Raw genomic sequence first — 14,715 nt, 5'->3', positions numbered from 1 at the left:
ATGATGCCAAAACGAATTTGGTTATTGCTATTATCCATGTTTTTATTTTTAAGTGGCAGCGTTTTTGCTGTGGAAGAGCCAGAAGAAGATAAAGTAGTTCAAACGACAGAACCAACGGTTGGGAGTTGGGTATTTACCGGTATGGTCACAAATGAGAGTGGCGATCGATATGGCTATTTTTTTCAGATACAAAGGCAAGGTGACGATTTTTATGCTAAAACCGCATTAATTGACGGTCAAACAAACCAGTTAATCCTGTTTTATGAAGCCAGCGAAAAAATCAATAACTCCACTCAGTTGAACTGGCAGGTTGGACGTTCATTTTTACGCTACAATCCGATCAATGACAGTTGGATTTTTGGAGTGAAAGTCGAAAATGAAAAGGGATTTAATTTTAAAGTAGATATGTTAAAACAGGATAATAAGGATGTAGAAACACAAGTATTAAGACCTGGCGTGGAGTTGCAAGCAGTACAGACCAGCCGGTTAAATGGACACGTGCAAACAGGTGCGGGTAATAAAGAACAGTTTGTAACAGGCAATAAAGCATGGTTCAGCAAATTATGGTTTAGTAAGGATCAAAATTCCCCTCATGATATAAGCACTATTTTTTGCAGACTGAGTAATGATAATGGCTTTTATTCTGCAAATCTCAAGGAATCCGATGCAACAGGAGCTGCAGTAGCAGGTTGGCGAGATCCTTCAGGAAATAATGTCAAAATGTCCCAATTTGTTTCCATTAAAACCCTAACCGACAATCAATGTTTGCTTAGCGTGGGTTTGCCCAGGTTAAAATTAAAATTAGTAAATACCATAAAACAAGAGGATGATTTTCCTCTAACGGTTGCAGGCTTTTCTGAAGAAAATCCAAAAGGATTTTGCTTTATATCCAAGCAGACTTTTAAGCAAATTAAGGAATCAGCGGTACAAGCGGTTACTAACTTGGGATAGACTGATTAGATTTTTCTGGCAGAAGGCAAGTAAACAAACTTGCCAATACCATAGCAAAAGGAATAATCAATAGAGCCAGTTGGTAGTCAGTCAAGCTGTATTGGCTTTTTTGGTTACCCAGTACATCTAAAAAAAATCCAACCAGTGGTTGAAGTAGAGGAGCTGAGAGCATTGCTAATGTATTGGTGAAGCCGGTACAAGTGGATAAGAATTCAGGTGGAGCCAATTCATTAGAAATGGAATAAGCTAACATATAAGCGCCACAGGTTAGCCCCATAGAAAACATTAAGAACCCTATTAATAGCTTACTTTGAGTTGGTAAATATAAAACAAGTATTAATAAGAACGCAGTGGATAGACAAGAAGCATGAATCAACGGTTTTCGTCTATTAAGATGTACCGAAATTTGGCCCAATAAAGGACAGCTTAAACCAGCACCGAGTAAGATCATTGAAGTTAGTATACTGGCTGTTTTGATAGTGCAATCCAGTTTTAATTGTAAAAAAGGAACAGCCCACATGGCGCCAAAGACAGTAATTACCGAGAATTCCAGACAAACAAAAAGGCCATTAAACCAGGCTAATTTATTTTTTAGAATGGGGATAATTTGTTGTTTATATTGATGGGGAAAAGTAACGATTGGCTTGCTATTGGGGATATATAACCAGCACAAGCTGGCGATCAAGAACCCAAGGATTCCTGCTATGTTAATAAAATAACGCCATCCAAAATGGCTGATCACAGAACCCATGCCAATCATTCCTAATACTGTAACAGTAAATCCCAAGGTTTCTGATAGGCCTATCATAAAAGCGTATTGTCTTAAGGGGAAATGTTGGCGTAACAAATGGCTTAAGCCAATAAACGCAAAGGCTGAGCCAGCGCCAATAATTAACCGCCCAAGGAAAAGAGTAGGGAGATTATGTCCTGAGGCAAATAAAAAACATCCGATGGCGCAAAGAGCTGCATTGATTGATAATAAATATCGGGCATTGTAGCGATCAAAAAGAATTCCGACAGGAATTTGAAAAGAAGTATAGACATAATAAAAAGCACTACTTAAAAGTCCTGCGCTGAGTGCGGAAATATGTTCTTCATGCATGATTGCGCCTACAATGATCCCTGACGATAGCTGCAAGAAGAATTGAAATAATAAAAAAAATACTCCCACCAACCAAATGGTGATTTTTGATTTCTTAATTGCTGATAAATTGTTCAAAGTAGTTGGTATTATGTTGAAATTGATGGAATATATAGCATTGTTATGTTTGTGTAAATTTATAATCTGCAATACCTTTTATTTCTTGATGAATAATATTTGCTATTACAATGGAATCAATAATCCTACCTATATTTCATAAAGTTTGAAAAAATGATTTTTATACTGCAGATTTATAATCTGTGTCAAAATAAATTTTTTATTATTGAGAAATTATGAATTTAAGAGATTTGCATTATTTTGTCATCTTGGCTGACGTGAAACATTTTGGTGAAGCCGCTAAACGGTGTTTTGTAAGTCAGCCGACGTTGAGTATGCAAATAAAAAAGCTGGAAGAAGAGTTAGGAGTTGTGTTATTTGAACGCACCAACAAACAGGTTTTACTGACTGATCAAGGCTCCAAATTATTGGATCGAGCTAGAGAAATATTAATTTTGATTGATGAAATGAAAGAACTTGCTCGTCAGTCAGAAGATCCTTTTTCAGGTGAATTACGTTTGGGGGTTATACCTACTGTATCACCTTATATGTTGCCTTTGGTAATGCCTGAAATTAAAAATAAGTATCCTCGCCTGAAAATTTGGTTAATAGAGGAGCAGACTCACAGATTAATTACTAAATTGGAACAAGGAGAACTGGATGCTGCTGTCATGGCACTTCCAATAGATCAACGTTTTTCATGTCAAATTTTATATGAGGAAAAGTTCTATTTTGCTTGCTCAAACACCCATCCTTTGGCACAAGCCCAATCAGTTAATATCAATGAATTAAAAAATCAGCCTATTCTGTTGCTAGAAGAAGGGCATTGCTTGAGGGAGCAAGCAATGGCTGTATGTCAATCCGCGAAAACTGAGGATATTGCAGATTTTACAGCGACCAGCTTGGAGACATTGAGATTAATGGTACAAGCTGGAATGGGTGTAACTTTACTGCCCACCTTGGCTACACTAACCGCCTCACCTAGTCATTTAAAATGTATTCCTTTTTTAGAGCCGGCACCCTCTCGTACCTTGGGGTTATTTTGGCGAGCGGGAACACCACGACAAATTTGTTTTAATGCAATTGCTGAATTAATAACAAAAATTGTTCAATCTAGGTTAGCATAGAAATCATTATAAAAATTATACATAAGTTCCGGCTTACCTGGCTGATACTTAATTAAACAATTCTGTGAATTTTAACTAGTATTCCTAACTGAGGATGATCAAGGTAATAAATTGTGCTTCCTTTTAAACGTTGCTTTTGGGAAACAGTAAACGAAGCCTCCTGATTACCGGGAGACAAACATTGCAGATCAGCATCAAATAGATAGTAATTACTTTGACGTACTTTGAGAGTACCTTGAATTTGCCAACCATTATGGCTAATTTGAGGTAGAGCAACCAAACTGTTACTTTTCGCTGGTTGTCTCCAGGAGTAATGACCCAGGATTTGAAATTGGGATTTACGACTTAAAAGATAATGTTGATCACTTAATTTTGATTGCGATCGCGGTAGAAGAGTATAAGGCATATGTTTTTTATTATTATCCGAATGCAGTTGAATAGCATTTGGGCTGACAGGAATTAGGGGAACAGGTGAATCTGGTTTCATGCCTTTAACACTGCTTTGCGGTTGTGCAAAAAGTATTAAATCAATTTGGTAACTAGATTTGGCTATCGAAAGTCCCGAACAGAATACACCGATTGTTATTATTAATAATCTAATCATGACACTTTTATTTTTGTTTGTATGATCTTGGTTATCTTTGAGGTAGCAAACTCAATTTTTATATATTATATACTCATCTGAAGATAATAATACATAGCAGAAAAGCCATTACTTCTATTCAACAACTATCTTTGGAAATCTGTCAGCATAGTTTATGGGTTTTTTGCTTAGCTCAATTGCAGTTCGCATCGCTGTTTTAATAAAGGTGTCGGTTAATTGATTTGATGAATGTATTGCAGTAGGAACCCCCTCATCGCAATGTTTACGTACATGACTGTCCAGAGGCAGTTGACCCAATAATGTGCATTGATAAGCGTCACATAGGGCAGCAGCACCACCTCTACCAAAGATTGCTTCTTGATGACCACATTGGCTACAAATGTGGGTGGACATATTTTCTATTATTCCAAGCACGTCAATGCCTGTTCTCGAAAACATAGTTATTGCTTTTTGTGCATCTAAAGTTGCGACATTTTGAGGTGTAGTAACTACTATGGCAGAGGTCAAGGGAATTTTTTGTACCAAAGTAAGTTGAATATCGCCAGTACCAGGCGGTAGATCAATGAATAAATAATCCAATTCATTCCAAAGAGTGATGTCTAACATTTGGATTAAAGACTTGGCGAGCATAGGCCCTCTCCAAATTAACGCCTGGTTTGTATCGGTCAAGTAGCCAATGGACATGGCCTGCATGCCATGGGCTTCAACCGGTATATAGCAATTATCTTTTACCTGTACAGGTTTTGTTTCACCAAGCATCAATGGTATGCTCGGTCCGTAAATATCTGCATCTAAAATGCCTACTCGAGCACCCAGTTTTGCCAATGCTGCTGCAAGATTTACGGTGACAGTAGATTTTCCGACCCCTCCTTTACCTGAGGCCACAGCGATAGTATTTTTTACTCCTCGAAGGGCTTTGCCTGCCAACTGAGTTTTATGTGCTTTTATGAATTGTTGAATAGAAATAGTAACTTGGTAATTGGGGAATTCGTTTTGAACTATTTTCTGTACTGTTGGTTTATAACTTGTTTCTAACAAAGAGGTAGGATATCCGGCAGTTAAGACAATATGAATAGCCTGGCCACTAGTTGTTATTTTGTGCTGTAGATTCATTTCTTTTCCAGTAAGATCAAGCAAAGGATCCTTTAATGAACCAATTAACTTAATTACAGTATCTTCAATAGTCATTTTTTAGCCTGGTGTGAAAATAAATAGGTAATGATAACTTAGGTCTCGGCTAATCACTAGTATCATTACTATTCGCTTTTACTGAGTTGAGTGTTTCTGCCTGAGAGAAAATGTATTTATGGCATAGTTTTTCTGATGAGTAAGGCGAATAGCATAAGATGATGTCATTTGATTTTATGGGGAAAATGCATAGCCACTATGTTTTTAAGCGCTCATTTCATACTGCCAATCAATCCAATGCCCATTTGCAAGATAATACAATCCGCACCGAATTGGAAATTTTGTGTAATCTGACAGATAGCGCCCATACTCATTTAATTGTTGGCGATGTTGTTGTAAGGTGTTTATATCTTCTTTCCCGGTTTTAAAATCAATGATCCATTGTGTGCCATTTTCAATGAAGGTGCGATCGATAATACGGGTAACCAATTTATTTTCATGCTCAACCAGAAGCTCATATTCATTTTGTTCATTTTCATGTTTGGATAAAATCCAGAGGCCAATTTCATTTTGATACATTTGAGAAATTTGGCTTTTTATCATTGATAGAGCGGTTTGTTGGGCTTGCTGATTGAATCCTGATTTTTTAAGTTCATTATGCACCAAGTTCCATGGCACATGATTAATTGTTTGGGGATGGCGATCACAAATCCATTGTAATAGTTGATGGGATACAATGCCTATTAGCCGAGGAATACCAGAAGATATTTCTGGGCATGTACTCTCTTGAGATTGAATTGAGCAGGCAGTGTCCTTTTGATAATACTCTATAGGCAGTTTGACTAATTTCGGCAGAGAGAACTCTTGTTCTTCCTGTTGAATTTCATCAGGATCTGCGATGAACTCCTGGTGTTTTAATAACTGTCGAAAGGAAGATTTATAGGATTTAACAGAATGATCAAGCAAATATAATCTTGATTTTGCCCGGGTAACAGCAACATAAAGTAATCTTTGCGCTTCATAGGCGGATTTTTCTTCATCCAATTGATCCAGATAATCATACAAAGGGCAATTATCCTGGTTTGCACTTTTTATGGGTGATACCAGTAACAGGTTTCCATGGTGCTGGGTAGGCAGGTTAAGCCAGCGCAACATGGGAGAATCACCACGACTTGCTTGTGCCCCAAGGCCAGGGAGAATGACCGTATCGAATTCTAATCCTTTGGATTTATGAATGGTCATGATTTGCAAGCGAGAAGGAGCTGTTTGTTGGGCATACAATTTATTGAATTCATTTAAAAATTCGTTCATGTCAGGAATTCGAGCTTCTTTTTCATACTGGTCTAATAACATCCATAATTGCTCCAGATCATTTAACTGGGTTTTATCAAGAATCTTTTCTACATGCAGATTTTTTAAGGTATCCGCTATCCAGTCAGAGAGACGACTATGTGAACGACATAACAAAGCTTGGCTCATGACTTGAATGAAAAAATTGGTGCGGCTCCGGCCTTCTTCACTTATATCCTGAATTTTATCTAAATGGAGCAAATTGTGATAAATTGATTTTCTTGAATTATATTGGGCTATGCAGTGGATGTCGGATAATCCTAATCCAACATAAGGGCTGTGGAGCACCGATAACCAGGACAATCGATTTCCTGGAAAAAGCAGGGCATGAGCAAGCGACCAGACGTCACGTAAGTGGACTAAATTAGCTAGTAAATCGATATCGGTTCCCTGATAAGGGATATTATTTTGGCGAAGCAGGTTAATGATTTCAGGCAGTTGTGATCTTGTCCGCACTAAAACTGCGATGGTTTGCTCAGGGTTGCTGTTTAATTCATTATTAATTATTTCAATTAAATGCCTCGCTTCGTGTTCACAATTTTTAAATTGCATTGCTTGAATAGTGCTTGATTCATTCTTTTCGATGACATGAACAGAAGGATGGAAAGATACTGCTCCTGATTCGATATCAACTTGTTGAGAAAAGATTTTACTGAAATGATGGTTTACCCAATTAACTATTATTTCTGTCGATCGGAAATTACATCTTAGTTCCAATGATTTGAGTCGAACTGGCCCTATGCCATGTTCTTTGGCTTGAAAAAACAATCCAACTTCAGCTTGTCTGAAACGGTAGATAGATTGCATAGGATCGCCTACAAGGAATAAAGTTTTTCCCTCTCCAGGTACCCATCCTTGAACTAACCTGGTCAGTAATTCAAATTGCGTAATGGATGTATCTTGAAATTCATCTACTAATAAATGATGAATTGAATGATCTAAATAGAGTGCCAAATCAGTTGGATTATCCAAATCACCCAAAGCGGCTAAGGCTTGTTGAGATATGGCAGTGAAATCAACTTCGTTATGTTCACCAAATGAAACTTGTAAATGTCCAACCAATAATGGTAGTAACAAAAAGAGCGCTTGCAAAACGTCCCATTGCTCTTTGTCGTATTCAGGAGTTGGTAATTGATTGACTTTAAGGAGTGCATCCAGGAAATCAGGACAATCTTTGAGTCTGGCAAGCAAGTCTGAACTGGATGTTTTTATTCTGGTATATTCATTTGAAGTACAGTCTTTTTTAAATAAACCCACATGATGATCGAATGTTTTGCGCAGTTGATTATCATTAGTTAAAAGTAACTTGCCTAAAGCCCCGGCAATTTGTTGATCGCATTTTTGAAACTCATACCATTCTCTTAATATAAATCGTGGGGAATCCGGTTTGTTTTCTATAGTAGCTACTTCACGTGACAAAAGCACTAGCTCCTGAGCCAGATCTGATGGCAGGCTATTCCTTAGGTGAGAGAGTTCATGCTGTTCAATAAGGCGTAAAGCTTGTTCAAAAGTGGATTTTTCTTGTTCACGCGCTAGAAAAAGCGTAGGCAACCATTGATCTCGTTGGCTAAGTAGTGCCTGGAATAATTGAATTAAACGTTCCTGTTTATTATCAACATGAAGGAGCAAGATTTTAATTGCTTCCTGATACTCTGGTGTAGCAATAGCATACTGGATACAACAACGAGCAGCTCTAATATAATGAGAATCAGGTGTCTCAGAAATATCTGAATAAGCCACTTGTTTTTCCAACAGAGGAATTGCCCGGTTAATGCTTTGGCATAATGAATCGATGGTTATGATCTTTAGGCGATTGGGTTGCTCAAGTAAATCCCAGTGATATTGCTCACTCCTTTGTAAAGCCTGTTTTGCAAAATTCAAAGTACTTTGTTGATGGGCACTGACAGCGGGTTGATTTGACGCGGCCATATGTAATGCCTGAACGATTCGTTCTCGCATTTCGCTTGCCGCTTTGCGGGTAAAAGTCAAGGCGATAATTTGCTCAGGAGACCGAACAGTACTTAATAAGCGTAAAAAACGCTGGGTCAGAATCTCTGTTTTTCCTGACCCGGCAGGAGCCTGGACTATAAATGATTCGGTAGGATCTGTCGCCTGGCTCCTTTGTGCACTATCGATTAGCGGCATGCCATTATTCCAGAACTATTTCCTGAGCAGGCGGTCTTAAATTGTAATGTGAACTCATACAGTGACCATAGGCACCAGTGTTTGCAATTAATATCACATCGCCTTCTTTGGTAACCGGTAACAACCGATCGTAACCCAATGTATCTCCCGATTCACAGATTGGGCCAACTATATGGGCGAATCCGGCTTTTTCTTCATGCAGACGAGTCAAGTTTACAATTTCATGATAGGCTCCATATAAGGAAGGCCTGATCAATGAGTTCATTCCTGTTTCAATACCAATAAATTTTACTTTCCCTTTCTCTTTACATTGAGTGACTTTGGCAAGAATGACACCACTTTCAGCTACAAAGAAACGCCCTGGTTCAAGCCAGATGGCTAATTCTGGATATTGAGATTTTACTGCCATTAATTGTGCGTCAAGCGTTGCAAAATCAATAGGATGTTGGCCTGGTTTTTCTACAATACCCAGACCACCACCTAAATTAATTGAACGTACTTCAGTAAATTCATCGGTTAGGGAGGCGAGCATCACTGCAGTTTGTTGCCATAAGTCCGTTGAAAGTATGCCACTACCAGAATGAGCATGTAAGCCTATGACCTTAATGTGGTTGGCTTTGGTAAGCGATAGAATCTGACCTATGTCATTTTGTGTTATACCAAACTTTGATTCATTTCCACCTGTAGAAACGTGTTTATGATGACCAGCTCCGGTGCCAGGATCAATGCGAATGATTACTTCACGGTTTTTAAACAATTCAGACCAGTTTTCCAAGGGATACAAGCTATCAATGGTCACATAGCAGCCTATTTGCAGAGCAAATTCATACTCGGATTTAGGAGCAAAATTGGGTGTAAATAAAATTCTTTCTTTTTTAATATTAGGGAACAGTTTTAATACCAACTCTAATTCCTGAATAGAAACGCATTCAAAACCTATCCCTTCTTTTTCCAGAGTTTTTAAAATGGAAGGGAATGGATTCGCTTTAATGGCGTAAAACAAGTTATCAATTGACTCCAAAGCAGATAATTGTCTTGCACGAGTTGCTTGGGTGGGGCTATGGTAAACATAACAAGGGGAATGTATTGCACTGGTTGTCAGCAAGCGGTCTCTTTCAATTTCCCACCAAGGTGTTGGGCGAACGTTGGGTTTGCCAAATTCTTCATGCCAGCTTTTGGAGTAATAAAAGATTTGAGGATTACTTTCGATTAGCAGATGATGCAATCTTTGACATAATTTATCGGCATGTGATTCGTCAACAACAAAGGTCAAATTAAGGTCATTCGATGCCAGAGACATCAGGTATACTTGTTTTGCCTCAAACACTTCCAATGCTGGACCAAGATGAGGTAGTACAGTTCGGATGTGATGCCCTACCAAACTGACTGCGCTACAGGGTTCTATCAACTTGGCTCGCCCAAATTGGTTTAAGTCGTCCAGCAAGGCATTGATTGCTGGCCTATCATGTATTTTGGCATTAACATCCAAGGATAGGGTGACATTGAATTCAGAAGAAGAAAGCAAATCAACTGAAAACCCGTGTTTTTTAAAGGCGGCGAATACATCAGCCAGAAATCCTACTTGTTGCCACATATTCAAAGTGTCTATAGAAATTAGTAATATGCTGTGCTTAACCTGGATGGATTTTATTAAAGGTGCTGATTCATCAATGTCTTTGGTAATCAATGTTCCTGAATGTTCTGGCAGGTGAGTGTATTTGACTACCATGGGGATATTGGCTTTACGAACAGGCGGTATGCAATTGGGGTGTAAAACTTTGGCTCCCATTGAGGCAATTTCCTGAGCTTCATCATAATTTAATTGCTTTAATAATCGGGCATGGGGGAGTTGATGTGGGTTAGCGGTATAAATGCCAGGAACATCAGTCCATATTTCACAAGAAGCGGCTTGTAGTTTGCCTGCAAGTAGTGCTGCTGAAGTATCAGAACCTCCTCGACCAAGCAAAACGGTTTCACCATGAGAATTGGCAGCAAAAAAACCTTGGGTAATAATGGCTTGAGCCCCACTGGAGAGAAATTTTTCTACCAATGCCGGGTCATATTCACTCTCACAACGGGCAGAGAGATAATTCATTGTTTCTCCACCAAGGGTCGGTATGCTTGTTAACAATTCTCTGGCATCATACCATTTCACTTTAATCCCTTGCTTTTCAAGAAAGGCATGGCCTAGGCGGGTCATCATCAACTCACCCAAACTTAAAATTTGCGCATGTGTTTTTGCAGGTGCTTGTTTCAGTAAGGATATCCCAGTTAACCATTGCTGTAATTGGTGTAAATCTGTTGTAATTAATTCATGGTTTACTTCTAATTGTTCTGCCAGATTCAGGTGACTGCTTTGAATGTCATTGAAAAGGCTATGATGCTCGTCAAGAAGGGCTGCTTCTATGGCTTTTTCAAGTTTGTTGGAAATTTGAGTTAAAGCAGAACAGACTATAACTGGTTGAACACCCGTACTCAGATGTTTTTTTGTAATTGCAGCAATATTATTCCAAGTGGCTCGGGTTGAAACACTAGTGCCGCCAAATTTGATGACTACTTGTTGCATGATTAGTATTCCGCTCAAAATTAATACACCTTAGCATGGACTAAAGTATTTATACAAGTAGATTAAGTCTCAATTTATAAAAGATTTTTTTCAAGACAACCCAAGTCACTAGTTGGGTCTACAAAGCGTGGGTTAGGAAAGATGAGTCAGAATAAAAAGTTATCATATGCTTTTGATTTTACCATAATTAACCCGATCAACCCATTATGACTAAAACTTTTATAACAATTTAAGAAAATAGGAAATAATTTTTTTTAACCGTTTTAAATCATTATAAATTCATTTATTATCATTTTTATTACCATGAATTGGGATGTAATTAAACGAAAGGAGTGTGGAGTGAAAATTAGGCACAAACCCCTAAGAACGCTAGTGAGTACTGCTGTCCTCGGAGCTCTAGCTACTGGTACATTAAACGCAGGTGGATTTTCTTTGTATACTGAAGGAGCTGGGTATACTACAGGTAACTTTGCTGCCGGTGTTGCTGCTGAGGCAGCGGATGCTTCTACTGGTTGGTACAACCCAGCAGGTTTGGTATTAATCCGTGATCAGCAAGCTGTATTTGCAGGTGTTGGTGTATTCCCGACTGCCAAACTAAGCGGAGTAAGTACTTATTCAACGATTAATCCGCCTCCTGCGCCTTCTTTTATTTATTCTGAAGTTTTCAATAATATCAACGGGGCTGAGGATGCTTTTGTGCCTTCGTTTCATTATGCCTTGCCACTGGGTGAAAATGCTACGTTTGGGTTAAGCGTGGTATCACCATTTGGATTGGCAACAGATTGGGGTCCCGATTCTCCAGTGCGTTATCAAGCCACTTTTACTGAGTTAATTACCACCAATATCTCACCTGAAATTGGGGGTAGATTAACAGAGCACGTTGCTTTAGGTGCTGGTTTGGATTTGCAATATGCCCGGGTTAAATACAATCGTATACTTGGCGCACCTAATATAATGAATGCTTTGGATCTTAATCCCATGTTAGCCGACTCACTGACTTACAATAAAGGACACTCTTTTGGAGTAGGTTTTCATGTAGGCGTTCTGGGTATGTTTAACGATAATCATACTCGTCTTGGAGTAAACTATCAGTCAGAGATGAGACATGAATTCTATGGCTATAGCCGGTTGACAGGACCATTGGCAATTCCGGGCAATATATTTGCACCTACATTTCCACAACTGGGCGTATTTCAAAGCGATGATTTATTCAGCAATGCAATTGATTTGCCGGATATTGTAACTATTAGTGCTTATCATGATGTGAATGACAAATTTGCCTTGTTAGGCTCTTTAGTTTACACAGCATGGAGCAGCTTTAAAACGGTACAACTTACTAACGTAGCTGCCCCAAGATTAGCTGCAAATGGAGGTGTTTCGCAAGTCAAGGCGATAAGCATATCACCGCAGAATTATACTGATACTTTGCGGGTGGCGATCGGTGCCAATTACCATGTTAATGACAAATTAATGCTCCGTGTGGGTGGAGGGTATGATCCAACGCCTACGAATGATATTGACAGAGACGTGCGTTTACCGGATACAGATCGTTGGGCTTTATCTGCTGGCGCTCATTATCAGGCAACTAATAACATCGGTGTCGATATTGGATATACCCATTTATTTACTTCAAGTGATCCAGTGATTAACAGAACCGATGCGTTAACGGCAACAACAAGTTATAACGTTATAGCATCTGGAACTGCAGGTGCAAATTTAGTAGGTGTGCAAGCAACTTGGACTATCGATAAAGAACCTCCAGCACCGACTAAATAAAACCTTCTCTTGACCTTGTTAGAAGCCACGTGATATGCGTGGCTTTTTTATTGTGTCTTAGTCAGAACTTACAACCCCAAAATCTAAAAATGTTTAAGCTCTGGCATTAAAAGCATTTCCTGCATTGATTTTGTGTTTTTTGTAAGCATCTGTGTTAGTTGTATATGCGTCGATATAAATAACGTTTAGGTGAGCGTGGGCTGAGATAATTAATTTTAATTAAGATGAACATATTTATTTGCATTGTATTGATTATGTAGGTTGCATTAGCATTCAACCTACATAACATATTCAAAACAAATGGAGAAAATTAACTAATTTTTAGTAATTTCAGCTTCTCCAGGTCCTATTGCTCTCAGCGTATAGCCTTTAGCTGATAAAGTTTTCGGAGTAATGTCACCAGTATTCAGATCCAGGGTAACGTATCCGATATCAATTGGGTTGGCCGTATTAGTTGCCATTTTTATTAAAGCAGGGCATTGGCCATTAGTAGTATGTCCATAGCAAGCCAATTTCACTAAATTCCAATACACTTGATTGGTAGAGTAAGCCGCTGTTGGGTAAAGCGAAGGGATGCTGCCTGCTATGTAGGCATTGGATTCTTCACCAGTTCTATTATGGGTTGTTAAATAGGCTGGAGCTGCAAAAGTTGTTGCGGCACCTAGACTAATTGCCAAGGCTGATAAACCTTTAAGCATTAAGTTCATTGATTTCTCCTTCTAGATTGTAGTTGATTGGGCAAAACCAATCCCATTTACTATATGGGATTTGTGATATACGAGGCAAGTCTTTCTCTTTACATAGTCGTTTTATAGTTCTTGATTTGGTTGATTTGACTCATAATTAAATACAATTTTGTGAGTTTAATAACTTAGCCATATCTTTAGCAAAATAAGTAATAATAAAATCAGCACCAGCACGTTTGATGGCAATGAGGCTTTCAATCATTGCCTGTTCTTCATTGATTAGATTATTTTTTGCTGCATTTTTTATCATCGAATATTCACCGCTTACTTGATAGGCACAAAGTGGTACTTCAGAAAAATGTTGTTTGAGTTTATAAATAATATCAAGATAAAAACCAGCTGGTTTAACCATTATCATATCAGCACCTTCTTCCAAGTCTAGCCGAGTTTCTCTTACAGACTCCTCACTATTTGCCGGATCCATTTGATACGCTTTCCTATCGCCAAACTGAGGGGCTCCTTGTGCGGCCTCTCTAAAAGGCCCATAAAGGCATGAGCAATATTTGGCACTGTAACTTAAAATAGGGACTTCATGAAATGATGCATTATCCAGTGCTTGGCGTATAGCCAGAACCATTCCGTCTGTCATGCCACTGGGGGCAACCCAGTCAGCACCTGCTTCAGCATGACTTACTGCTTGTTTTCCTAACAACTCTAAAGTGGCAGCAATATTAATTTGAGTGCCATTCAGAACCCCGCAATGACCATGATCGGTGTATTCGCAAAAGCAAAGATCAGTGATAACTAACATTTCACTATTAACAGATTTTATTTTTTTAATAGCCTGTTGAATGATTCCATTGCTATTGAATGATTCACTGCCACAAGAATCCTTATGCTTAGGGATACCGAATAGGATGACCGCAGGGATACCTGATTTTGATAAAATTTCGATTTCTTCAGGGATGCAATTGAGGCCAAGTTGAAATTGGCCTGGCATAGCGCTGATTTTCTTTGGTTCAGTTAAATATTCACTAATAAACAATGGAGCAATCAGTTGTTGGCTATGTAACCTCGTCTCTCTTATCAAAGCTCTTGACATGGTGTTTTTTCTTAAACGAGATAATCTCAAAGGCAAATTATATTCATTCATTTATTACATCCTTAGACAATATGGATTAAGG

Annotated in this window: 10 protein-coding genes; 3 read left to right on the top strand and 7 right to left on the bottom strand. The window is 38.6% G+C overall.

What is annotated here, in order from left to right:
* Positions 1 to 951: a hypothetical protein gene (locus tag OQJ02_RS08570; protein WP_265718779.1), complete on the top strand. Its 951-nt coding sequence runs from the start codon at positions 1 to 3 to the stop codon at positions 949 to 951.
* Here OQJ02_RS08570 and OQJ02_RS08565 read toward each other — a convergent pair.
* Complete coding sequence (locus tag OQJ02_RS08565; protein ID WP_322783407.1) at positions 938 to 2,122, bottom strand: MFS transporter; 1,185 nt, start codon at positions 2,120 to 2,122, stop codon at positions 938 to 940. The genes OQJ02_RS08570 and OQJ02_RS08565 overlap by 14 nt on opposite strands.
* 263 nt (positions 2,123 to 2,385) lie before the next feature.
* Between OQJ02_RS08565 and OQJ02_RS08560 the strand changes: the two genes are divergently transcribed.
* On the top strand, positions 2,386 to 3,276 hold the full coding sequence (locus OQJ02_RS08560) for a LysR substrate-binding domain-containing protein (protein WP_265718777.1): 891 nt from the start codon (positions 2,386 to 2,388) through the stop codon (positions 3,274 to 3,276).
* A 52-nt stretch (positions 3,277 to 3,328) separates the two neighbouring features.
* Here the strand turns inward: OQJ02_RS08560 and OQJ02_RS08555 are convergent, their stop codons facing one another.
* The 4 genes from OQJ02_RS08555 to OQJ02_RS08540 form a co-directional block, all read right to left on the bottom strand.
* Entirely contained in the window at positions 3,329 to 3,880 is a 552-nt protein-coding gene (locus OQJ02_RS08555; protein WP_265718776.1) for a CsiV family protein, read from the bottom strand.
* Between the two features lie 114 nt (positions 3,881 to 3,994).
* Positions 3,995 to 5,068 (bottom strand): iron-sulfur cluster carrier protein ApbC, encoded by a 1,074-nt coding sequence (gene apbC / locus OQJ02_RS08550; RefSeq protein WP_265718775.1) that lies wholly within the window; start codon positions 5,066 to 5,068, stop codon positions 3,995 to 3,997.
* Positions 5,069 to 5,272: 204 nt separating this feature from the next.
* Positions 5,273 to 8,503 (bottom strand): UvrD-helicase domain-containing protein, encoded by a 3,231-nt coding sequence (locus OQJ02_RS08545; protein ID WP_265718774.1) that lies wholly within the window; start codon positions 8,501 to 8,503, stop codon positions 5,273 to 5,275.
* A 4-nt stretch (positions 8,504 to 8,507) separates the two neighbouring features.
* The gene (locus OQJ02_RS08540) at positions 8,508 to 11,069 is read right to left on the bottom strand and encodes a bifunctional aspartate kinase/diaminopimelate decarboxylase (protein ID WP_265718773.1); all 2,562 of its coding nucleotides are present in this window, start codon (positions 11,067 to 11,069) and stop codon (positions 8,508 to 8,510) included.
* Between the two features lie 339 nt (positions 11,070 to 11,408).
* Here OQJ02_RS08540 and OQJ02_RS08535 point away from each other — a divergent pair, with 339 nt between their 5' ends.
* Positions 11,409 to 12,845, top strand: coding sequence for an OmpP1/FadL family transporter (locus OQJ02_RS08535; protein ID WP_265718772.1), 1,437 nt, complete (start codon positions 11,409 to 11,411; stop codon positions 12,843 to 12,845).
* A 314-nt stretch (positions 12,846 to 13,159) separates the two neighbouring features.
* Here OQJ02_RS08535 and OQJ02_RS08530 read toward each other — a convergent pair whose 3' ends face one another.
* Both OQJ02_RS08530 and hemB read right to left on the bottom strand, forming a co-directional pair.
* Positions 13,160 to 13,552 carry a hypothetical protein gene (locus OQJ02_RS08530; RefSeq protein ID WP_011214067.1) on the bottom strand — a complete coding sequence of 131 codons (393 nt, stop codon included), beginning with the start codon at positions 13,550 to 13,552 and terminating at the stop codon, positions 13,160 to 13,162.
* A gap of 136 nt (positions 13,553 to 13,688) precedes the next feature.
* Positions 13,689 to 14,684 (bottom strand): porphobilinogen synthase, encoded by a 996-nt coding sequence (hemB, locus tag OQJ02_RS08525; RefSeq protein WP_265718771.1) that lies wholly within the window; start codon positions 14,682 to 14,684, stop codon positions 13,689 to 13,691.
* Positions 14,685 to 14,715: the final 31 nt, after the last annotated feature.

Origin of the sequence: Legionella sp. PATHC032 (genome assembly GCF_026191185.1) — a bacterium.
GTDB lineage: Bacteria > Pseudomonadota > Gammaproteobacteria > Legionellales > Legionellaceae > Legionella.
Note: the sequence above shows the minus strand (reverse complement) of the source record. Positions and strands in the feature narration are given on the sequence as shown.

What these genes read in the sequence shown, in the direction of transcription:
- OQJ02_RS08570 (WP_265718779.1), top strand. Translation starts at nt 1, where the DNA reads ATGATGCCAAAACGAATTTGGTTATTGCTATTATCCATGTTTTTATTT.
- OQJ02_RS08560 (WP_265718777.1), top strand. Translation starts at nt 2,386, where the DNA reads ATGAATTTAAGAGATTTGCATTATTTTGTCATCTTGGCTGACGTGAAA.
- OQJ02_RS08555 (WP_265718776.1), bottom strand. Translation starts at nt 3,880, where the DNA reads ATGATTAGATTATTAATAATAACAATCGGTGTATTCTGTTCGGGACTT.
- apbC (WP_265718775.1), bottom strand. Translation starts at nt 5,068, where the DNA reads ATGACTATTGAAGATACTGTAATTAAGTTAATTGGTTCATTAAAGGAT.
- OQJ02_RS08545 (WP_265718774.1), bottom strand. Translation starts at nt 8,503, where the DNA reads ATGCCGCTAATCGATAGTGCACAAAGGAGCCAGGCGACAGATCCTACC.
- OQJ02_RS08540 (WP_265718773.1), bottom strand. Translation starts at nt 11,069, where the DNA reads ATGCAACAAGTAGTCATCAAATTTGGCGGCACTAGTGTTTCAACCCGA.
- OQJ02_RS08530 (WP_011214067.1), bottom strand. Translation starts at nt 13,552, where the DNA reads ATGAACTTAATGCTTAAAGGTTTATCAGCCTTGGCAATTAGTCTAGGT.
- hemB (WP_265718771.1), bottom strand. Translation starts at nt 14,684, where the DNA reads ATGAATGAATATAATTTGCCTTTGAGATTATCTCGTTTAAGAAAAAAC.